Annotated in this window: 15 protein-coding genes and 1 rRNA gene; 9 read left to right on the forward strand and 7 right to left on the reverse strand. The window is 43.4% G+C overall.

The genetic code is table 11. The features are described 5' to 3' along the window. Nucleotides 1-28: 28 nt before the first annotated feature. Nucleotides 29-1531 carry a CoA-acylating methylmalonate-semialdehyde dehydrogenase gene (locus tag HII16_RS02710; RefSeq protein WP_169127233.1) on the forward strand — a complete coding sequence of 501 codons (1503 nt, stop codon included), beginning with the start codon at nucleotides 29-31 and terminating at the stop codon, nucleotides 1529-1531. A gap of 169 nt (nucleotides 1532-1700) precedes the next feature. Here HII16_RS02710 and HII16_RS02715 read toward each other — a convergent pair whose 3' ends face one another. After that, nucleotides 1701-2456 (reverse strand): alpha/beta hydrolase, encoded by a 756-nt coding sequence (locus tag HII16_RS02715; RefSeq protein WP_211183368.1) that lies wholly within the window; start codon nucleotides 2454-2456, stop codon nucleotides 1701-1703. A 72-nt stretch (nucleotides 2457-2528) separates the two neighbouring features. Continuing rightward, nucleotides 2529-4709 carry a diguanylate cyclase gene (locus HII16_RS02720; protein WP_169127234.1) on the reverse strand — a complete coding sequence of 727 codons (2181 nt, stop codon included), beginning with the start codon at nucleotides 4707-4709 and terminating at the stop codon, nucleotides 2529-2531. Between the two features lie 313 nt (nucleotides 4710-5022). On the opposite strand from HII16_RS02720, the gene HII16_RS02725 reads away from it, so the two are divergent. Further along, on the forward strand, nucleotides 5023-5241 hold the full coding sequence (locus HII16_RS02725) for an EF-hand domain-containing protein (RefSeq protein ID WP_135438071.1): 219 nt from the start codon (nucleotides 5023-5025) through the stop codon (nucleotides 5239-5241). A gap of 65 nt (nucleotides 5242-5306) precedes the next feature. Here HII16_RS02725 and HII16_RS02730 read toward each other — a convergent pair whose 3' ends face one another. The 4 genes from HII16_RS02730 to HII16_RS02745 all read right to left on the reverse strand — a co-directional run bounded on the left by HII16_RS02730 (nucleotide 5307) and on the right by HII16_RS02745 (nucleotide 13126). After that, a complete protein-coding gene (locus HII16_RS02730) occupies nucleotides 5307-8510 on the reverse strand; it encodes an amidohydrolase family protein (RefSeq protein ID WP_169127235.1) in 3204 nt (1067 codons plus the stop codon). A gap of 219 nt (nucleotides 8511-8729) precedes the next feature. Then, on the reverse strand, nucleotides 8730-9341 hold the full coding sequence (locus HII16_RS02735; RefSeq protein ID WP_169127236.1) for a flavin prenyltransferase UbiX: 612 nt from the start codon (nucleotides 9339-9341) through the stop codon (nucleotides 8730-8732). Between the two features lie 12 nt (nucleotides 9342-9353). After that, complete coding sequence (gene mpl / locus HII16_RS02740; RefSeq protein ID WP_169127237.1) at nucleotides 9354-10718, reverse strand: UDP-N-acetylmuramate:L-alanyl-gamma-D-glutamyl-meso-diaminopimelate ligase; 1365 nt, start codon at nucleotides 10716-10718, stop codon at nucleotides 9354-9356. A 2-nt stretch (nucleotides 10719-10720) separates the two neighbouring features. Continuing rightward, the gene (locus HII16_RS02745; RefSeq protein ID WP_169127238.1) at nucleotides 10721-13126 is read right to left on the reverse strand and encodes a zinc-dependent metalloprotease; all 2406 of its coding nucleotides are present in this window, start codon (nucleotides 13124-13126) and stop codon (nucleotides 10721-10723) included. 354 nt (nucleotides 13127-13480) lie between these two features. On the opposite strand from HII16_RS02745, the gene HII16_RS02750 reads away from it, so the two are divergent. The 7 genes from HII16_RS02750 (at nucleotide 13481) to torD (ending at nucleotide 22819) form a co-directional block, all read left to right on the forward strand. Next, nucleotides 13481-14449, forward strand: coding sequence for a class 1 fructose-bisphosphatase (locus HII16_RS02750; RefSeq protein WP_169127239.1), 969 nt, complete (start codon nucleotides 13481-13483; stop codon nucleotides 14447-14449). 249 nt (nucleotides 14450-14698) lie between these two features. Next, the gene (locus tag HII16_RS02755; protein ID WP_169127240.1) at nucleotides 14699-17323 is read left to right on the forward strand and encodes a hypothetical protein; all 2625 of its coding nucleotides are present in this window, start codon (nucleotides 14699-14701) and stop codon (nucleotides 17321-17323) included. Between the two features lie 9 nt (nucleotides 17324-17332). Beyond that, on the forward strand, nucleotides 17333-18244 hold the full coding sequence (locus tag HII16_RS02760; RefSeq protein WP_169127241.1) for a mechanosensitive ion channel domain-containing protein: 912 nt from the start codon (nucleotides 17333-17335) through the stop codon (nucleotides 18242-18244). A gap of 47 nt (nucleotides 18245-18291) precedes the next feature. Next, nucleotides 18292-18480, forward strand: a complete 189-nt coding sequence (locus HII16_RS02765) for a trimethylamine N-oxide reductase system protein TorE (protein ID WP_135438079.1) — start codon at nucleotides 18292-18294, stop codon at nucleotides 18478-18480. 29 nt (nucleotides 18481-18509) lie between these two features. Beyond that, nucleotides 18510-19691 (forward strand): pentaheme c-type cytochrome TorC, encoded by a 1182-nt coding sequence (gene torC, locus HII16_RS02770; RefSeq protein WP_169127242.1) that lies wholly within the window; start codon nucleotides 18510-18512, stop codon nucleotides 19689-19691. A gap of 15 nt (nucleotides 19692-19706) precedes the next feature. Continuing rightward, the gene (gene torA / locus HII16_RS02775; RefSeq protein WP_169127243.1) at nucleotides 19707-22172 is read left to right on the forward strand and encodes a trimethylamine-N-oxide reductase TorA; all 2466 of its coding nucleotides are present in this window, start codon (nucleotides 19707-19709) and stop codon (nucleotides 22170-22172) included. Continuing rightward, complete coding sequence (torD, locus tag HII16_RS02780) at nucleotides 22172-22819, forward strand: molecular chaperone TorD (protein ID WP_169127244.1); 648 nt, start codon at nucleotides 22172-22174, stop codon at nucleotides 22817-22819. Before torA ends, torD begins: the two co-directional genes overlap by 1 nt. A gap of 448 nt (nucleotides 22820-23267) precedes the next feature. Here torD and rrf read toward each other — a convergent pair. Beyond that, a 5S ribosomal RNA gene (gene rrf / locus HII16_RS02785) occupies nucleotides 23268-23367 on the reverse strand; the annotation flags it as partial.

The raw sequence follows: 23367 nt of genomic DNA on the forward strand, positions 1-23367 counted from the left end.
TAATGCTATAAACAATAAGGGGCGAGCTATGAGTATTCGCGAGATTCCACTGATTATCGGTGGCGAAAAAGTTATTTCAAAATCAGACACTTGGTTGGATGTATTAAATCCGGCCACTCAAGACGTTGTGGCTAAAGTACCAATGGCAACAATGGATGAAGTTGAAGCTGCTGTTGCTAACGCCAAAGAAGCGTTTAAGACATGGCGCAATGTTTCGCTAACCAAGCGTATGCGCATCATGCTTAAGTTCCAACAATTGCTTGAAGAAAACACCGTTGAAATCGCCAAATTAATCACCGAAGAGCATGGTAAAACATTACCTGATGCGGAAGGTGAAGTTGGTCGTGCTCTTGAAGCCGTTGAAAATGCTTGTTCAATTACCCGCTTACAACTAGGTGAAATCGCCAATAACGCTGCGACCGGTGTTGATGTTTACACCCATAACCAACCGTTAGGTGTTGGTGTTGGTATCACCGCATTCAACTTCCCAGTAATGCTTCCGGCATTTATGTTCCCAGCGGCGATAGCTTGTGGTAACACCTTTATTCTTAAGCCATCTGAGCAAGATCCATCCGCCAGCTTATTTATGGTCGAACTTGCACTTAAAGCAGGTGTACCTGCTGGTGTTGTTAACGTTGTTCATGGTGGCCCAGATGTGGTTAACCGTTTATGTGAACATGATGACGTTAAAGCGGTTTCTTTCATTGGTTCAACCAATGTTGGTACTCATGTATACAATCACGCCAGCAAACACGGTAAACGTGCACAATGTATGATGGGTGCGAAAAATCACATGGTTATCATGCCTGACGCCAATAAAGATCGTGCGATTAACGACTTGTTAGGTTCTGCATTTGGTGCGGCTGGTCAACGTTGTATGGCAAACCCAGTGACAATTCTTGTTGGTGAAGCTCGAAATTGGTTACCAGAAATCGCTGAACGTGCGAAAAAGATGATCGTTGATGTGGGTACCAACCGTGCCGCAGACTTAGGTCCAGTGGTATCACCACAAGCTAAGCAACGCATCATCAACATCTTAAACACAGGTGTTGAACAAGGCGCTAACCTATTGGTTGACGGTCGTGACTGTGTTGTACCTGGTTACGAGAAAGGTAACTTTGTTGGTCCTACTATGTTCTCTGGTGTTACCACAGACATGGACATTTATACGCAAGAAATCTTTGGTCCTGCGTTATGTGTACTTGAAGTTGATACCTTGGCAGAAGCCATTGAAATCATTAACAGCAACCCGAATGGTAATGGTACATCAATCTTTACTTCATCTGGTTATGTTGCCCGTACCTTTGAAAATGACATTGATGTTGGTCAGGTTGGTATCAATGTACCAATTCCTGTACCGGTTGCGTATTTCTCATTCACAGGCTCACGTGCTTCAAAACTTGGTGATCTTGGACCAAACGGCAAGCAAGTAACGCAATTTTGGACCCAAACCAAAACCGTTACAGCACGTTGGTTTGAACCAGACCATCAAGATGGTGAAACCGTACACACCACCATCAGCCTAAAATAGTCCGCCGCTATTAATCCGCTCTCGTAAGCTGGATTAAGCAGATAAAATAAAACACCGGCAATTGCCGGTGTTTTTGTTTGTTCTTGTTTGTTTTTGGCAATGTGATTAACTGCATTTTAAACTGAGCGCTCTGTAAACTGAGCAACCTTTATACACAATCAAGACAGCGCTAGCGGCTCGCTATCTGCTGGCATGGTGTGGCTCTGAGAAATGCCTTTATAATGGCGATAATATCGGCTTTAAGTTGTTCAGCGCCGCCGTCCCACATATCATTGTGCTTAGCATCAGCAATGGTTATCACGCAACTCCCATCACGTAGCTGTTCATCGCGTGTTGGCAACACTCCTTGGTCTGCAGCAAAATCGCTGGCTCTAATCGACAAGGTCTTTATATCTGAGTTTCGTGGCAAGGGTACACGGCGATGATCAAGGGTAATGATGCCGCTTATATGCTGTGTACTTTGTTTGATACGCCAAGCAGAAATGTCACCGCCATTTGAATGACCAACAAGCAGCAGCTCATCGAAATTATAATTGCTTAGTTGGCCGCTCAATTGCGTTCGCACCACATCTAACGTTTCGGCGCCGCGAATCCAGTTTTCACTGCGTGTTTTATATAACTTACCCGTTACCGACAATGGTGGGTCACCGACCAATTCATGCCCTACGGCAACGCTAAGATAGCCTTGCTGACTAAACCATGTTGCTAAAAATGAATATTGGTTATGTGCCATGCCATAGCCTGCGCTTAACAGTACCACCGGACACTTATTGTTTGCCTGACATTGCTCAGGCTGTACCGGCAACGTTAACTCAACCGGTATTACCCGGCCTCTTTTGCCATCCTCAATACGATCTAACCAAAGTCCATTAGCGAACGTGATAGGCGTTATAAGCGCTAAAATGAGAGCAAAGATGAATATCATGATTGGCCTTAACGTATTTCTATTGCATAAAGTGGGATGATGTTTGGCTATTGTGATGTGCAAATGGCATCTTTATAAGATGCCTACCATATTTTCAAAATGCACCTGATTACGACCGTTGCGCTTGGCTTTGTATAAAGCCAAATCGGCTAATTTTAACCAGCTCTGAACATCGGCAGAGAATGAAGCGGGCGCTAAAATTGCACCAAAACTCGCCGTCAGTTTTATTTCCTTGTTGTTGCTGTCGATAATACGTTCACTTTGTATCGCCAAGCGCAGCTTCTCTAGCTTGTGAGCCAAATGCTCTTGGCTGATATGGTTGATCAAAATTACAAATTCTTCACCACCATAACGGGCAATCAAATCTGTATCACGAGAGAAAGCCTCAGCAAGTAATGACGATACGGTTTGCAAACATAAATCGCCACTGACATGACCATAGGTATCATTAACCATCTTAAAATGATCTAAATCGATTAACACCAACGCCATATCATTCTTGTTACGAATCGCCATCTTCTTAAACAAAGCAAAGGTTTCTTCAAAATGACGGCGATTAAACACACCGGTTAAACCATCGCGTTGTGCCATCTCTTTTAACTTATCATTGGCCTTTTCAAGCTGTTCCGTTCGTTGCTCTACTTTTTCCTGCAAATGCTGTTGGTATTTAAAAATTTCCTTTTTTGATAGCTGCATTTCATCATACAAGGTGATGATTTCTTTCGCGGCATTAGGATACAAAGGTTCAAATTGAGGCTGTTTATCTTGCTCAAACTTATGTAACTGACCAATGATGAATTTCAGCGGTCTGGTGATTTGCTTGCCAATTTTATGCGCCAAGCTGATAGAGATTAAGAACGCTAAAAACAGCAAATAGAAAATCAATAAGTATTCTTTTTCCACCGACTTCATTACCGAGATTGACGGCAACAAGACAAAGGTTTGCCAACCATTGCTGAGATAACCTTGGCTAAGAAAGTAATTAACGCCGGTCGCTTTGCCATCGGTAACTAATTCCACTAACCCGGTATTTTTAAAGGTAATATCCTTTTTCGGGCGAGCATCAATAACCGTCAACGGCGCTACATTAAGCGAAGGGCTAGCGTAGATGATTTTATTCGCATCATCGGTGACAACAATGGCGATATCTTGCTGCATTGTTTTTGGCAATATCTCTTCAATGGTATGTAAATTAAGCGCGCCTTGAATTATGCCACTGTTCGACGCTGAGTCTTTAAACTTAAAGGATTTACTGAAAGTAACAATCGGATCATTACCAAACCCTTGCCCAACCATGGCATTTGAAACCACCACCTCAAAGCTGTTCATCGAACGCTGAAAATATTCCCGAAAAGAGATATTCAGTTTGTCTTTTATCGAGGTAACGTCCAATAAGAACTCTGGGCTTGAATGCACCACATCGCCGGTGCTATTGGTTAACGCCATGGTGCGAAACTGTGGATATTGAGCCCGTAAAGTCTGCAAATAGCGTCCCGCTTCAGGCAACTGCTTTGCATCAAGCTGGCTTAAAAAATCAGCGCCATGAGTTACCGCACGACGATGAGTATCAAGCATATTATTGGTAGACCATAAAATGTAATCGCGGCTTTCAACAATGCTTTTCTCTAACATGCTGTGTTGGCGGTCGATAACGCTTTGGCTTACAAATATTGAGGTGGTCATTACCGAAAAGGTAATAATTAAGGTGGTCGCATAAACCAATTGCACTTTAAAACTGCGCTGCACCCGCGGCTGTTGGCGAAAAGAAAAGGCAAAGGTCTTTGGAAAGAAATAAACTACCAGCCCGGCTAGACAGGCGTAAATCAAGCCATTAAACCCTTGTTTTACGGTGGCAAACATCCAAATCTGCCCCGGTGCGTCTATTACAAAGTTCAGGATAAACGCCGTTAAAGGCATACCAATAACCAGCCAATAGGCAATGTCAGCATACAAGACATACCAACCTCGCTTGCGCAAATACGCCAGAACAATGGCCTCAAGCACAAAAATGCCATAACCAAATGGGTGACCAAAAGAAACCACAAAAGCGGTCGCGACAATAACCGCACTTAATGAACTGTAAAGCACGCCAAAACGCATGGCGACAATAACAAACGCCACATTACCAAGTATCAGGTGGATATTGGCAAACAATGGGACAGGATAAAGGTTGGCGATAAAGCCCAAAATGGATACAGCCAAGACGACCATAAGAGGCTTTAGCTGTTCATTAAAGTCCTTGGTAAATGACAAATTCGGCTCTTTTTATTGTTATTTTTGGTTATCAATTATGGTTGATATTTACGCTATAGACTTGATGTTACCAATAATCCGCGACCTTTAAAACCGCAATTATGGTTTGTAAAATTAAAATAACAACAAGGGGTTATATGCCTGATTTTGTGGTTAAGCATGTTTTGTTACATTTTCACGGTTTCATTTTGTTTGCCTTTAACTCAGCATAGCCCCTTGATATTTGTATTAAACGACAGCAAATAGTAAAGTAGATAAACAAACCTAAGGCGCATCGTAACAAGGCGTCGACATTAAATGACAAGGATTAACTATGCAGTTATCTCAATGGGTAGATGAATTATTTGAAGTGTTTGACGAAGATAAAGACGGCGTGATTAATCGTTCTGAGTTTGTCGAATTGATTGATGTACTATTGCAGGATAAAGGTATTCGTATGTGCGAATCTATTTTCCATAAATTTGATACCAATCACGATAATGCGATCTCCAAAGAAGAATTGACTGAAATGATTATCGACTTGGCATTGTAAGTAGATATAAAAAACCGGAGCCTAAGCTCCGGTTTTTGTTTTGCTACATGCTGTATTCGCAGATTCTATTCGAAGTAGAACGGTTTACGTTCATTATCATAATTACCAACTTCATTCATGGTGTTGGCATCATACAATCGGCCATTAAGCATCACGTGGCTGATCTTATCTGACTGACGAATGTCGTTTAAGACATCACCATCGACCACAATAATATCGGCTAGTTTGCCTTTTTTTAACGATCCAATGTTATTATCCAAACCTAAGTGAATAGCAGAATCAATGGTCGCAGTGCGCAGTACTTCTAATGGCGTCATGCCACCTTGTGCGAACATCCACATTTCCCAGTGCGAACCTAGACCTTCACGTTGACCGTGCGCGCCAATGGCAACTTTAACGTCTAAGTCTTGCATCTCTTTCGCCACTTTAGCCACGTTAATGTGATTGTAGTGATGTTCAGGAGCCGTGGTACGACGCATTGAACGAGGTGCTAGCACATCTGACGGTACATACTTGCTCAACAACGGGTGTTTCCATACCTGAGTTTTGTCGTACCAGTAGTGCTCACCAGAGATACCGCCGTAGGCAACCACTAAAGTAGGTACATAAGCGGTTTCTGACTGCTGCCAGAATTGACGAATATCATCATAGATTTTTGCCGTTGAAATAGAGTGCTCTAGCGAGGTGTGACCATCAGCAACCATTGACAGATTATGCTGTAGCAATGAACCACCTTCTGGCACTACCATCATGTCCATTTCGCGAGCCGCTTGAATAACCTGTTGACGTTGATTACGACGCGGTTGGTTATATGACTTAACCGTAAATGCACCGACCTTTTTCAAACGTTCGATGTGAAAACGAGCATCTTCTAAGCTATCGACATGCGAGGTATAACCTGGCATTGACGCACCATATAAAATGGTACCCGTTGAGAAGATACGCGGCGCAACAATATCACCGGCTTTTTGCAATTCCGAGGCAGCAAATACTTCGGTGGTATCGTTAGACGGATCGTGAATGGTGGTTACACCAAGCGCCAACGTTGCATAGTTACTCCAGTTTTGTTGTGGAATAATTTCATTGCTACCTTGTGAGCCATGCGCATGGGCATCAATCAGACCAGGCATCACCGTTTTGCCTGTGACGTCGATAACTTCAGCCGACGATGGAATATCAATCTCACCTTTCTTGCCAACGGCTTTAATGTGCTTACCATCAACGAGAACAACACCGTTCTCAATCACTTGCTCACCTTCCATGGTTACCACGGTACCACCAACTAAGGCGATTAGACCTTCAGGTGCATCGGCTTTTTTGTTAAAGCCAAGATTGGTGATTTCAGGTTTTTGCTGTTCATCTTGCTGGTAACCAATATCAAACATGCCACCAAGGCTGGCTTGATAAAGTTCTGGGCCTAGGCTCCAATACAGTTTATCTGAGTTAGCGTTCCAGCTGATGCTCTCACCAGCACGACTTGATAGTTTACGAACCGGGATATTTTTCGCATCTGGACCAATGTGGATCACATCACCACGCTCTGTTAATGGCGTAACAAAGACTTTGAAACGTTCTGCAAAGGCTAAGTATTTGCCATTTGGTGCAACCCTAAACTCGGTCGCATATTTGCCGGTATATAAGGTTTGCTCGTTTTTACCATTAAGGTCAATGCGAGCTAATTCTGGCATTTCACCATAGCGCATCATATAAATGCGATCATTGCGGTCAGCAAATTGTGGGTGAGTACCGTTTTCTGTGACCAGCTCAGCGTCGCCGCCGTCACTTGCAACGTGGTAAATGCCCGGGTTTAAACCAAACTGTGGCGAAGTAATGTAACCGCCACGAGTTTTACGGAACACAATGGTTTTACCGTTTGGAGAGAATACTGGCTCAATGTATTTGCCAGGTTCGTCCAATAAATTTTTACCTTTACCGGATCGGCTTGATACAACACGAATGTTACCTTGCTTTTGGTCATTCCAAGTAGCAAAGACAATCTTTTTACCATCGCGTGAAAAGCTTGGGTTTAATTCAAAGTAATCATCTTGACGTGTTAGACGTTTTGGCTTGCCATCTGGCAATGAACGCACATACACGTGGCCAAGGGCTTCAAATACCACTTTCTTGCCGTCTGGTGAAATCTCCACATCGCGCAGCATTTTGACATCAAAGTTATCTTGATCAATATCTTGTGCAACACGTAACGCTTTTTGCATTTTCTTGGTCGCAGACACGTTAAACTCGATCACTTCAGACTCAGCGTCATCTAGGTTGAGTTTATTGATTTTACCGCCAGCCCAAAAGATTAATTCTTCGTTATCTGGAGTCCAAGCCATCGTTGGATAAACACCGTGAATCGCCCAAGTTTCTTGCATGTCGCGATCTAACTTGTCATAAACCGCCGTCTTTTTGCCGGTCTCAAGATCGTAGATAAATAAGGTTGACTGAAAATCAACACGAGATATGTAGGCTAACTTCTTACCATCTGGTGATGGCGTAGGTCGAATGGCGCCACCACGACCCGACAATATCACTTCGATTTCGCCCGTCTCACGGTCATAGCGTTTGATTTTATAGATACCCTTTTCACTGTCTTTTGAATAGTGAAAGGTTTTGCCAGGTGTCGCATCTTGTGAGAAATACACATAACGACCATCTGGAGAAAATGCTGGCTCACCTAAATCTTTCTGCTGATTTGGGCGCTTTGTTAGCATCATGCCTGAACCACCAGCTTTGTGGTACATCCACACTTCACCCGCACCAAGTGAACGCGTGCCCGTAAAGTGTTTGCGAGCTACGATATAATCACCATCTGGACTCCAGGCTGGCGAGTTTACTAGACGAAATGTTTCTTTACTGATTTGCACTGGGTTGGAGCCATCAGCTTGCATCACCCAAATGTTATCACCACCACCTTGGTCTGAGGTGAACGCAATGTGCTTACCATCCGGTGAGAACGTTGGCTGCATTTGCCATGCAATGTCTTGTGTTAAGGCTTTCGCTTCACCACCACTAACTGGCATGGTGTAGATATCACCAAGTAAATCGAACACCAAAGTTTTACCATCTGGTGATATATCAACGTTCATCCAGGTACCCTGATCAACGTTAATATTTACATCGTAAAATTCACCCTGAGGCTCATTTACCGACCACTCTTTGCTTTCTTCTGTTTCCGCTTCTTCGGCGTAAACCGCAGAGCTAGCCAATAATAAACTGACCGCGACAGCCGCCGCTTTGCGTTTATTGTTTAGTTTAAACAATGACATCTAATAAACCTTATTATTGCAATGAACCAAACGTTCTACGTTTGGCATAGTAAAAGTTTTTACGCACTACAACACATTGATAACAAGGAGTAAAGGATGGTTACAAACAATCAAAATAGTTTAAGATAAAACACCAATATTTTGCGATAAGCGACAATAAAAAACCGGCGTAATTGCCGGCTTTAGATTGCGTTAATTGCTTATCCGAAATGGGCGATATTATTGGTATCCCCATCTAGGCATAATTGCTTGCTCAATGCCCAAATGATCCAACATCCGTCCCACCATAAAGTCGATTAAATCATCAATCGATTCAGGGTTATGATAAAACCCAGGCGCGGCTGGCATTATGGTGACGCCCATTTGCGACAAGCTGTGCATATTAGCCAAATGAATGGTCGAAAACGGTGTTTCCCGTGGCACTAAAATCAGTTGGCCTCGCTCTTTGATGACAACATCTGCTGCTCGTTCGATTAAATTGTCACTCATACCCTGACTAATCGCCGCTAGAGTTCCTGTAGAACAAGGGCAGACTATCATTTGTTTCGGCGCGGCAGATCCCGATGCGACAGGCGAGAACCATTGCTCTTTACCAAACACTTTCAGTTGACCTTCTTTGGCATTAAACTTTTCCACCAAAATGGCGGTTGCAGCATCTGGGCTGCCCGGCAATTTAAAGCCGGTTTCAGTATCAAGCACCACACGAGCTGCAGAAGAGATCAATACATAGACTTTATATTCTGCCGCCAACAAGCACTGCAACAATCGCAATGCATAGGCACTTCCCGATGCGCCGGTTATGGCTAAGGTAATCGTTCCTTTATATGCCACCAATAATTCCTCTTAATTTAAGGTGTTAAGCTTTTCTATAAGCTTAGTATGAAAGCCACCGAAGCCGCCATTACTCATCACCACAATGTGATCACCGGCTTGTGCTTGCTCTGCAACTAAGCTTGCCAATTGATCGATATCGTCGCGAAAAAATGCCTGCCCTTGGCATTCGGCAACCATGTCTTCTACCGACCATTGTACGTTGTCATCTTGATATAGGAACACTTGATCGGCATGATCAAGACTCGACGCCAGCGTATCTCGGTGCACTCCGGCTTTCATGGTGTTAGATCGAGGCTCGAGTACCGCAAGAATTCTCTGTTGCCCGACTCGAGCGCGAAAACCTGACAAGTTTTTACTTATTGCCGTTGGATGATGCGCAAAATCATCATAGACACGAATATCGTTTACCTCACCGACTAATTCTTGGCGACGTTTGGTGTTAATAAATGATTCTAAAGCGTCACAAGCGACCGGCACTGGCACCCCGGCATGACGAGCCGCGGCGATGGCCATTAAGCCATTATCAATGTTGAAGTCGCCAAGCAATTGCCATTTAACCTGCCCTTGCTTTACGCCAGCAAAGTACACCTCATATTCGCTGCCATCATCACATAGTTTGTGCGCTTGCCAGCCGTTGTCATCATGACTGAGTTCAAGTGGCGTCCATCGCCCCATATCCAATGTTTGTTGCAGCGCTCGCTCATCTTTTGGCGCAAGCAATAAGCCGTTACCAGGAACCATACGAATAAGATGATGAAATTGGCGTTTGATGTCATCTAGGCTATCAAAAATATCAGCATGATCAAACTCAAGGTTGTTCATGATCAACGTTCTTGGTCGATAATGTACAAACTTCGAGCGCTTATCGAAAAACGCAGTGTCGTACTCGTCAGCTTCAATAACGAAAAATGGGCTATTACCTAGTCGTGCAGAGGTACCAAAGTTTTGTGGCACGCCACCAATCAAATAACCCGGTGTAAGCTTGGCATATTCCAATATCCATGCCAGCATAGAGCTGGTTGTGGTTTTGCCGTGGGTGCCAGACACCGCCAATACCCATCGATGTTTAAGCACATTGTCTAATAGCCATTGTGGACCAGAGGTATAAGCAATGTTGCGTTCCATCACATATTCAACCATAGGGTTACCACGCGACATGGCATTACCAACAATCACCATGTCAGGTTCGTCGGCAAGGTGTTCGGTTTTATAGCCTTGTTTGAGTTCAATACCCAATTGCTCTAATTGGGTACTCATCGGTGGATACACGTTGGCATCACAGCCTGATACCCGAAACCCCATTTCTTTGGCTATTGCCGCAATACCGCCCATAAACGTGCCGCAAATACCCAGAATATGAACATGCTTGCTCATGGTTACTCTCCTGCCATGCCTATTGGCGAGCCTGGTGGTAAATTAGCCGGTTGATGCTTAATAACCACATCACCTTGTTCAAAGCTGTAGGCGATTTGTTGTTGCATCAATAAATATTGACCGTATAACGGATCACTTTTTTGTTGCTGTTTCTTTAACCAAGCTTGTAAGTCAATCAAGCTTAAGTACACGCTGCTGCGCACTTCTGGAACCAGTTTTTCGTTATGGTATAAGGCGATTAGACCATCAAGTACTTGCTGATTAACGCGCTGTTGTACCGCAACTGATAGTCCTGAGGTAGCCGCTTGTTCAATGGTTTGTTCAAGAGTACGCTCAATCAATTGTGTTACCGATGGAATATTGCCGTCAATTTGATGCTGTTGATACAATCGCGCCAAACGTGCCGGATTAAATAACAGTTTCAAGGTATGTTTAGCACTCGATTCTGCCGCTGTTACTGGGTCAAAGACCAATCCAGTATTACTGGCAAAGCTTTCTCGAGTACGACCATAGCCATAGGCTTTTGGTGGTATTAGCGCAACAATATGCGCAGGCATCGTTAAAAACTTACTATCTAATGTATCTAACAAAGCATCGATTGCCTGGTTTTGACGACCCGCCGTTACCACACTAAATGGCTGAGCATCTTCGCCTTTGATGGCGTAACTGTAATCAACACCAGCAACCGCTTTGACAACCGCCTCAACTTGATAGCGGTGGAAGTTATATATCGGCACTAGGGCATTTTCAATTTCAGAGAATGGCGTGCCTGTGGTTATGGTATCTACGCCAAAATCAGTCAATGCTTTTTCACGTACTTTAACAACTCGCTTCAGCTCGGCTACGGCATCTTCGCCGTTGTCCCATAAGTGACCATTGGTATCGGCACCACTTTGCGGTCTAGAATCCGGGTCTGACATATATTTCAGGCCTTTGTTTTTTGCCGCCATAACAATAGCGCGTAAACTGGCACGGTCATTGGCGTCGCCATAAGCGTAATCAATTACATGCTTATCCCATTCACCGATTTTATCGTCATAAGCATTGCTCAAGTCGATATTACCTTTGCCATCAAGGCTAACCAACGGATGCGGGTAATCCATCACCGATGCGCGACCATTAACACTGGCTGAAAAGTTATGGGCTATGCCGAGTGTGTGGCCAACCTCATGAGCAGATAATTGACGGATACGCGCCAATGCCATGTCTTTTTGACGGCTAGTATCGGTGTTACTGCCTTTAAAAGGTGATGTTAAACCAAGGGCGATTAGGTAATCTTGACGTACACGCAATGAACCAAGTGTGACATGGCCTTTGATGATTTCACCACTGCGTGGGTCAACAACTGAGGCACCATATGACCAGCCTCGTGTGGCACGGTGTACCCATTGAATGACATTGTAACGAACGTCCATTGGATCGGCGTCAGCAGGTAACATTTTCACTTGAAATGCGTTCTTATAACCTATCGCGTTAAATGCTTGATCCCACCATAACGCGCCATCAATCAGTGCCGAACGCACAGGCTCTGGAACACCTGGGTCTAAGTAGTACACAATTGGCTCGACAGCTTCGCTTACGTTGGCGTTTGGCTGTTTTTTTGCTAAACGATGACGAGGAATCACACGTTGCACCAAAGGATCATCAATGGCACTGGCGTAATCGGCATAAGCTACTGACCACATTCCTGAAAATGGATGGAATTGACGAACTTGGTAATCATTATCTGGTAAGCGAATCAAAGAGTGATGCAAATTGACGGTGACCGCTTTTGCGTCAGGCGTCACCGATTTTAAATGCGAACCCGCACCAGAACCAGTGAAGGTCACGGTGGCTTCTAATTCACTATTATCAGGGAACACTTTGGTACGTTTGCTATATAAACCGCTGCGCGAGCTGTCAATTTTAAAGCTCCCTTGCTTGGTCGCTTTTAAGGTATCCGCTAGGTTATGGATATCAGATAACAAAAATGGTGTGTAATCGATAATAACTTTATCATCGTCTTGCTCGACCACTTTGAACCCCCAAATAATAGACGAGGCAAACGCTTCATCTATGGCTTGGCGTTCTAGCGCGTTGTCACTATCGGCGCGGTAATAAGTATTCAACTGACGTAAAAAAACTTTATCGCCAACCTTTTCAAATTGCACCAAACGGGTACTTCCCAATTGGCCGCGATCCAAGCCTATATCATTGGAACCAATGCCATGCGGCATGCTGCTTTGAAATAAAAACTGTTGTTCAATTTTATCAATTTGCAAATAGACTTTACCGCTAGCATCGTCAATATACAGAGGCATAAAACCGTCTAAAAATGACTTGTCGTCAGCAAAAGCTGCTAATGCTTTAAGCGGTAGCAATACCATAGCCAAAAGTATGACATTGCAAAGGCTGGTAAAACGAGACATGAAAGTTACCTGATTAGAATTATTATTAAGCGTCAATATACCTTAATTTAAACGTAAATGGCGATAGGCTAAGCATAAAATTTAGCGATTAAACTAGGCTTTGACGGGTGAGTGATTGGAAATCGGCTGGCGATTGCCGATAATTTGCGTGCAATGCGCCAGATAAGTGATTGTAGAAACGATCTTAGTGGTTAGCACTGGAACAAAAACCATACAACAAAGCATGCAATGTTCTATAAAACTGACACTTTTATTTAGCTATCTCTGCCTATCTTTAGTACAATTAATCTCGGTTACTCACAATGATAACTTTCACTTAATATTACAACATTAATTCTTAAGTTCAGGTAAAACATGCAACGACTCGCTCCAGCGCTACGTGAAGACGGCGTGCCTTTAGACTTGATTTCGCTAATAAAAACAATCCTTGCCGCGTGTAAAGAAATTTCTTTCCGTGTTGGCCAAGGACAAATGAGTGGCGTAATGGGCTCGACTCTTGATGAAAACATTCAAGGTGAAGTACAAAAACGCCTTGATGTGGTTGCCAATCAGCTATTTAAGGACATCACCCTTGAATCAGGCTTTGTTCGCGCCATTTCCTCTGAAGAAGAAGACACTTCAGTACCAGGCAACCCAAATGGTAAATATATCGTCTCTTTTGATCCGCTTGATGGTAGTTCCAACATTGATATCAACTCATTGATTGGTACCATTTTCTCAATCATGGAAGTCGATGAAGATGCGGATCCGTCTGATCCTAATATTTTCATGCAACCAGGTACCTCGCAAGTATGTGCTGGTTACGTACTTTATGGTCCATCGACGATGTTGGCGATGACTACAGGTAATGGTACTCACTTCTATACCTTAGATCGCACCCATGGCAGTTTCATGCGCACAGAACGTAATGTGCAAATTGAGCCTGAAACGTCAGAATTTGCCGTCAACATGTCAAATCAACGATTCTGGCATGAGCCTATGAAGAACTACATTGACGACTTGGTTGCGGGTAGTGATGGTCCTCGCGGCAGAAACTTCAACATGCGTTGGATTGCAGCCATGGTCGGTGATGTGCATAGAGTCTTAGTGCGAGGTGGTATTTTTGCCTACCCTGCGGATACGAAAAGTGCCGATAAGCCATATAAATTGCGTTTGATGTATGAAGCCAACCCAATGAGCTTCCTAGTTGAACAAGCAGGTGGTTTGAGTGTGACTAGCACAGGCCGTATTATGGAAATGGAACCATCAGGAATTCATCAACGAGTTGAAGTTATTCTTGGTGCCAAAAAAGAAGTTGAGAAGTGTCTGAGCTACTATAAGTAAGCACAAACCAACTGCGCTGTATCTAAACAGCCATATTGATGATCAAAACCGGCCTCAAAGCCGGTTTTTTGTTTTTCCTATTCCCCATCTACCATTGCGTATATTTTTATGCAAAATCAATAATCTAGACCATACTCAAAGTTAATAATTTAAACGGGAGAGTTGGCAAAAGTGTATTGCGACCTTAAAAATAAAAATGCACACCTTGGTCTGTACAAATATCTGATACTCGCTCTACTGCTGTGTCTATTGGCGCTCGTGCCGAGCGTTTCTGCCGAACAACAACCGGATAAAAGCGAACAAAGCCAACCTGCCGCTGAACAAACAACTGAGCAAGAAAGCCAGCAAAAGAGTAAGCAACCTGCGCCATCAGACAAAGCAAAAACAGCTGAAACTGATCAAGACGGCAATGACAAAACACAACAAGCCAACGATGAAGATAAAGGCGCTAATGATAAAGCTGTAGACGCAGACGATAGCGACTCAAAACGAAGTGACTCAAAACAAAAAAACTCTGAGGCTGATGAATCTGAGCAAGACAGTTCTACACTAAAGACGTTAGACACAGATATCGATGATAATGACATTGTCGACACCGGCGATGCCAATTACCTCGAAGATGATTTACTACAGCAGTTTGAAACCGAGTTTGACGAGTTAAAAGGCAAGATTATCGATCTTTCTCGCAGTGTCGATGATTACGAAGAGCTATATGCTCGAATGCGTCCAGTCATCGAAGAAAAGACCCAACGATTATACGAACGCGTAAGTGCCAAGCATGTCGACTTACGACTGATGACACAGCTGGAGAATGATTCTGAATATCAGGAATTGTTTGCCCGAGTTCGTGAAATTCGTAATTTCTACTTGCTAAGGCAACAAATATTTAATGAAGCCAGTGACGAATTCAAATCACTGCTTACCTCAACCAAACTCAATGGCGTAACCGAAGCCAAACTGGAATTAAGCTACTTACGATTGCAGTTGGTGATCATTATACGAGGCACCTTTCAACGGGTTTTTGAAGTACCTGCACGGTTTGCCGCAGCTCCACTCGATATTTTTATGAACCTAGTGATGCTTATTGTAGGCATCATCTTATTTAGAACCTGGCGCAATTGGGCTAAAGAAGGCCTTAGTCAGTGGCGGCAAAAAATACTCGCCGTACGACCAAGAACATCAGGCAAAATCAAAGCCGCACGAGCGGTTTGGTATTTCGAACATACTCGCAGTCCGCTTGAGTGGCTGATTTTTATCAATTACATGTTGCGCAGTGCCGACATATTGCAAATCCCGATGGTGATAGAGGTTCTAACCACAATCACGTTTTGGGTTTGTGTAACATTTTTTGCGTTCAGCTTTCTCAGTAAGGTTATTGAACGGGGCAAGCAAAACTTGTTGCGCAATATTACTCGAGCGCAATCACTGTCTTTAAAAATTGCCGTATGGTGGGTCGGTTGGTACAAACTCAGTATTGAATTAGCAGAAATTTTTATTGCCCACGGTACCATTTTATCTTGGTTATTCACTGCATTTTTATGGTTACTATTACCGGTTTATATCTTCTTTATTCAACAGTGGCGTGATGACTGTTTCACCTACATGGATCAAGAACGTGATACACCAGAATTTATCAGCAAGTTATTAAAATCGAGAACCCGCCTAAAAGGTTTTGCCATGGCAAACCTAGCATTGGCCATGGTGTTGTATTACGTCATAACCAAAGGCTTTCTTGGTCTCATTTCAAAGGTTGAATCTGGACGTCGTATTACCGCCGAAATTTATCGTAAAAAACTGCTCAGTGACAATTCGGAACTGTTAGAAAAGTCAAAGTCATTGGCAAATCTTTCTCCGGAGCAATCTGACATATTAATTGAAAGCGAAGAAACCTACGTGGCATCTGTGCTGGAAGAGCCGATAGACAAAGTAATGACCATGCTCGAACAAAACGAGCGTTCGCATATTGCGGTTACTGGTGAACGTGGCATGGGAAAAACGTTTTTCTTGCATTCACTGCAGAAGAAACACCCTAACGCATTGATTCTCAGATGCAGTGAAGATTTTGGTGAAATAATTGAACAAGTTCGCGAACAGCTCGAGATAGAAAGCGAAAACGTTAAAGCCGGCGATATTATTAAAGCCTTAGAAGAAAATCAAATTGATTTGGTGTTAATGGATAACTGCCATCGCTTATTGACTCCTGAAGCCAGCGGGCAGCGAGAAATTCGCCGCCTTTATGGCTGGATTAATGAGCTCAAAGGCATGTGTCTTTGGGTACTAACATTTGATAATAGCAGCTGGCCTTTACTGAGTGCCTTAGGAATAGCCACCGGTTTTTATTCTGCCACCATAGAATTGCAGCCTTGGAGTGAAGAGCAGATTATCGAGTTATTCGATAGACGCTGCAAAGAGGCTAACATTGAGGTTGATTACAGCCAACTCATTATCCCAAGACAACTTGTCGATGTTGAAGATGAAACCATTGAAGGTCGCAACAAAAGTGGTATCTATCGTATTATTTGGGGCTACGCTGAAGGTAATCCGGCGATTGCGTGTCGCACCTTAGCGGCTTCGATTAATGTTGAATATGGTGGTTATTTAGCGCAACTCCCAGCCTACCCAGACAACAAAATCATAGAGAGTTTCGATATCAATACCTTATTGGTATTGCGTACCATCTGCCAATTTGGTCGTTGTAATACCAACGATATCGTTAACAACCTGCGTTTGCATGGTCTGATAGTCAACAGTGCATTATCTGCCTCAGTTGCCCAAGATATCCTTGAACAAGTAAGCGGTCGATATCAAATCACATGGCTTTGGTTCCGTCCTGTGTCTAAATATCTGGCTCGCCAGAACTTGTTACCCCGTTAGGAGCGCCATATGATTCCCCCTATTCGTCTTCTAATCTTATTACTTGCTGTATTTAACAGCTCCGTCATGGCACAAGTGCCAGATTCAAAGGAGTTGCAGGTCATTACCACTTTGGCTGAGGTAATAAAACCTGGCGGCCTGTTTGTGTCGATGATTTTGTTTATCACGGTATGGATTGTACTCAAGGTGGTCAAATCTATCGTCAATGACTTGGCGGAAGTATTTGCCGAGAAGCGCCTATTATTGCAAAAGGCGTTGGTGTTTTTTCAATTCATTATTTACTTCTTCGCGATTTCCACCGCCGTTTTACTCAGTTTTGAATTCAGTAAAGAGTTATTGGCTATCTTAGGTGGTACCTTAGCGGTTGCGGTTGGTTTTGCAATGAAGGATTTAGCTGCCTCGGTTGTTGCCGGTATTATCATCATGTTTGACCGCCCTTTTCAAGTAGGCGATCGGGTGTTGTTTGGCGGTGAATATGGCGACATTATTGCGATTGGTCTGCGCAGCGTCAAAATGAATACCTTAGATGATAACGTCGTCACCATTCCCAATAATATATTTCTCAATCAATTAACATCTTGCGGTAACTACGGTGAGCTGGACATGCAAGTGGCGATTACTTTTCATATTGGTGTTAATGAAGATTTAGCCAAAGCGCAAGGTATCATCCGAGAATGTGCCGCATTAAGTAAGTTTGCCTATCTAAATAAGCCAATCAACGTGTTGATATCGCAAGTACTGACCAACAATTTTATTGCCTATAAGTTAACACTCAAAGTCTATGTGCTAGATACCAAATATGAAAAAGCGCTAGAAACAGATATTACCTTGCGCGTGAACGAAGAATTTCGCAGTGCCAACATCTTAGCGCCTACCATGGTGGTCAAAAACCAGATATCTCGATCTCCGGCACAATCATAATTATTGGCTAAACTTTATTTTAGAAACATCAACCAAGGATATTGCACGTGAGCGAACCAAGCGACTTCAATACCGCAGATAATAATCAAGATGACGTAAGCCGAACCAAAGAGTTTAAGGCGTTCATTTTTATCATTTTATTTTTCTTTCCCATCGTCACTACTCTGGCTGTAGGTGGCTATGGTTTTATTGTATGGATGTCACAGCTGATTTTTGGCCCTCCGGGTCATGGTTAAGACATATATAAACAGAGACGAGAATCCATATGCTTAGATCGTTAAAAGAATTTATAAGAGTGATACGCAAGCCAAGCGTGCATTACAGCTTAGGCACTTTGGCGTTTGGCGGCTTTATTGCTGGCATCATTTTTTGGGGTGGCTTTAATACTGCCCTAGAGGTAACCAACACCGAAAAGTTTTGTATTGGTTGCCATGAGATGGAAGATAATGTCTATCAGGAATTACAAAGTACTGTGCATTGGAAAAACCATGCAGGGGTGCGAGCAACGTGTCCTGATTGTCATGTTCCGCACAATTGGACCGATAAAATCGCCCGTAAAATGCAAGCCTCAAAGGAAGTCTGGGGCAAGGTCTTTGGCACCATTAATACTCGAGAAAAATTTCTATCCAAGCGTTTGGAACTTGCTACCCACGAATGGGACCGATTTACCGCCAACAACTCATTAGAGTGTAAGAATTGTCACGATTATAACTCCATGGACTTTGACGATATGAGTGAACGCGCCAAGGTGCAAATGAAAATGGCGGCAGAGCGCGATCAAAGCTGTATAGATTGCCATAAAGGTATTGCCCACGAATTGCCTGAAGACATGCACTCCGGTGACGGTATGTTAGCCGAACTAGAAGCGATGGCGGCCAGCAGTTTTGAAGAAGGCAGTAGCTACTATAGCGTAAGACAATTGGCCCTCTTTGAAGACAGTGAACTTAAAACCCATGCCGGCGAACTGAATGCCGCAACAAAAGTCACAGTCTTAGAAAGTAACGCAGAAGCCATTAAAGTTGAATTACACGTTTGGCGCAAAAACAAAGGGTATGGCCGTGTAATGTATGAGGACTTTTCCCTTAACATCAACGACGGGTTCTTAACCCCTGAAGTTGCTCAAAATGAGCAATTTGTTGTCGCCACTGGCGAAGAAGTCGAAGATGAATTAACCGGTTTGCCCTGGCAAGAAATTAAAGTCACGGTATGGATGCGCTCAGAGTCTTTGGCCGACTCCACGGATGACCTTTGGGTTTATGCTAAATCAACTTACGACAAAAGCTGTTCGGTATGTCATTCACAACCAGCGGTAAATCATTTTGACGCGAATACTTGGCCAGGCATGTTTAATGGCATGTTGTCCTTCGTCAATCTTGATGGTGATACTCAAGCGCTTGTACTTAAGTATCTGCAGAAACATTCATCGACATTCGATAAAGATCATTAACCTGTGGGGTAGATCATGACTATTTCCAGACGTTCATTTTTAAAAGGCTTAATGATAGGTAGTACCGCATCATTAGTAGGCCCAAGCTTATTAACGGTTGCTAAAGCGGCAACAAGCCTTGAAGAGGCTGCGAAATGGAAGATTTCGGGTTCCCATTGGGGGGCGTTTCGCGCTCAAGTTATCGGTGGCAAAGTCGCAAAAATAAAACCGTTTGAGCTGGATAAATACCCGACCGATATGCTTAATGGCATAAAAGGTATTATCTACAGTCCAAGCCGCATCCGTTACCCCATGGTACGATACGACTATTATCTCAAACGTCACGAAAGTGATACCAGTCAACGTGGTGATTTCAGATTTGTACGAGTGACTTGGGATGAAGCAATTGACATGTTCTATGAAGAACTTGAACGTGTACAAACCACTTATGGACCGTCTGGCTTATACGCCGGACAAACAGGTTGGCGTCAAACCGGGCAAGTGCATTCCTGCGGTAATCATATGTTTCGTGCTGTATCTATGCACGGTAACTATGTACGTAAAGTTGGCGATTATTCAACAGGCGCAGGGCAGACCATACTGCCATACGTATTAGGCTCTACCGAAGTATATGCACAAAGCACGTCGTGGGAAAATATTCTTGATAACAGCAAAATTGTTGTGCTTTGGGCTAATGACCTTCACAAAAACCTGCAAGTTGGCTGGGCATGTGAGACCCATGAATCATACGAGTACCTTGCCAAGCTAAAAGAAAAAGTCGCCAACAAAGAGATCCGCGTGATCAGTATTGACCCGGTAAAAAGCAAAACACAAAACTACCTCAATTGTGAACATCAATACATTAACCCACAAACCGACGTAGCTATGATGTTAGGCATGGCACATCACCTTTATACCGAAGAGTTATACGACAAAAAATTTATTGATACTTACGCGCTTGGTTTTGATGATTTTTTACCGTATCTAATCGGTGAAAAAGATGGTCAACCTAAGACTCCAGAATGGGCGAGCGAAATTTGTGGTATCAGTGCCAAAGACTTAAAACAGTTGGCCGAAGATATGGCGTCGAATCGCACTCAATTATTATATGGTTGGTGTATTCAGCGACAACAACATGGTGAACAACCATACTGGATGGGCGCAGTACTTGCGACTATGTTAGGTTATATTGGCTTACCCGGTGGTGGTGTAAGCTATGCGCATCACTATTCTGGCGTAGGTGTGTCATCAACTGGCGCTGCTGGCCCAGGTGCTTTCCCTGGCATTCCAGACTCGCCAGATCATATCAAACACAAAAGTGATGACTTTAAAGGTGCCAGTGCGGTCATTCCCGTCGCTCGTTGGGTCGATATGATTCTCAACCCGGGTAAAACAATTGACGCTAATGGCTCAAAAGTGACCTTCCCTGATGTGCATATGGCCATATTTAGCGGCAACAATCCGTGGCATCATCATCAAGACAAAAACAAGATGAAGAAAGCCTTTAGAAAACTGCAAACGGTTGTTGCGGTTGACTTTAACTGGACCGCGACCTGTCGCTTTGCTGATATCGTTCTACCAGCCTGTACTCAATATGAGCGCAGTGATATCGATCTATATGGCAGCTATTCCAGTCGTGGGGTTATTGCCATGCATAAACTGGTGGACCCTTTGTACCACTCAAAAACAGACTTTGAAATATTTACCGAGCTGTGTAAACGCATGGGCACCGATAAACAGTATACCCAAAATCGCACCGAAATGGAGTGGGTTAAACATCTCTATGATGGCTGCGTAGAAGCCAATAAAGGCAAATTTGAGATGCCTAAATTCGCTGAGTTTTGGGAAAAAGGTTTTGTTGATTTTGGTAAAGGCGCATTATGGACCAAGTTTGCCGACTTCCGAAAAGATCCAGAGTTAAATTCTCTTGGTACGCCCTCAGGATTTATAGAAATATTTTCTCGTAAGATTGATCGCTTTGGCTACGATGATTGCCCTGGCCATCCAACATGGATGGAAAAAAAGGAACGTTCACACGGTGGTCCAGGCTCGAAGAAGTACCCATTATGGTTACAGTCCTGTCATCCTGACAAACGACTGCATTCACAAATGTGTGAATCTACGGAGTTTCGTAACACCTATGCTGTGCAAGGGCGCGAGCCTATATACATCAACCCGGACGATGCCAAAGCGCGAGGCATCAAAGATGGCGATTTAGTCAGAGTATTTAATGATCGTGGCCAACTTATTGCCGGTGCTCGCGTCGATGCAAACTATGCGCCAGGGGTTACACGAATACATGAAGGAGCCTGGTATGGCCCTGTCGATGAGAAGATCGGCTCAATTGATACTTATGGCGATCCAAACACCTTGACGATGGATGTTGGCACCTCAAAACTAGCCCAAGCTTGTAGCGCATTCACTTGTGTCGTTCAGGTTGAAAAATTCAAAGGTAAAGCACCGGATGTTACTGCCTTTAACCAACCAACGGAGATGAGTTGATGCAAGATAAGCAGTTAATTGAAATCAGAGCGACCATCTTTTGGTGGTTTTCAACTCTGCTTAGTAAAGAACTGAGCAAAGAGCAGTTCAATGCGTATATTAATCAACAAGGGGCGACACTGCTCGATCAGTTAGCGCTTGAGCCATTACTAGCCAAAAGCGTCCGTGCTATCAAGCAAAGTCTTGCCAAGCTTAATATTCATAAACACCCTTATATAGAATGTAAGGTTGAGTTTTCTCAGTTGTTTTTAATGGATAATAAAAATGGTGCACCTCCGTACGCCTCAATTTATCTATCGAATGAAGAACTGATGTTTCAGCAAGCTCATGATGAAATGATGGCACTGCTAAAAAAGCAAGGTTTAGCGGTGATTGAAGAGTTTAATGAACCCGCAGACCATATTGCCATTCAATTAGATTATTTGGGTAACTTGGTATTGTCATCACTTAATGCACCAGATCCTAAACGAGCAAGTGCTGACCAACTTGAGTTTATTCAACATAGAGTTCTTAATTGGTTACCTTTATTGTTGGATAAAATGAGCCGCATTGATAATTCAGGGTTTTATCAAAGCATCTGCCAATTACTCTATAAGTACTTGTTATTGGATGTGTCGCTATTGAAAGAAGATATAAACGCACTTTAGGGTAATTATAAGTGTAGGAATAACAGAAGCACCTTCGTTAGAGACACATTTTAACGAATCGGGGTCCCCGCCTACGGCATATGGGGATGACAGCGCTATTTTTAGAAACAGTTCAACGTCATCCCGGAATTGCGCAGCAATGTCCGGGACCTCATGAAGCACACTGAGTGGTTATTATTTAAAACGTGTATACAAAAAAGGGTTCCCTATAGGATACCCTTTTTCATTTTTAATAGGAGCCTAGCGATAACGTACATGGATGTACTGATATTGACAGGTTCAGGGGTGAACGCTTTATGTCGTCGACCTACGGTAGGTTGAGCGAGCCTGGAATGTAAAAAATAGTATGGAACTATTTTTAAATGCAAAGTCTCCCGAAGGGCGTTTTATAGGGACGTAAAACGTAAAAAAGCCCTTAGCGTTAACTAAGGGCTTTTTCGGAATAGGAACCTAGCGATGACCTACTCTCACATGGGAACTCCCACACTACCATCGGCGCTACTTCGTTTCACTTCTGAGTTCGGCATGGGATCAGGTGGTTCCAAAGC

Origin of the sequence: Thalassotalea sp. Y01, assembly GCF_012932945.1 — a bacterium.
GTDB lineage: Bacteria > Pseudomonadota > Gammaproteobacteria > Enterobacterales > Alteromonadaceae > Thalassotalea_A.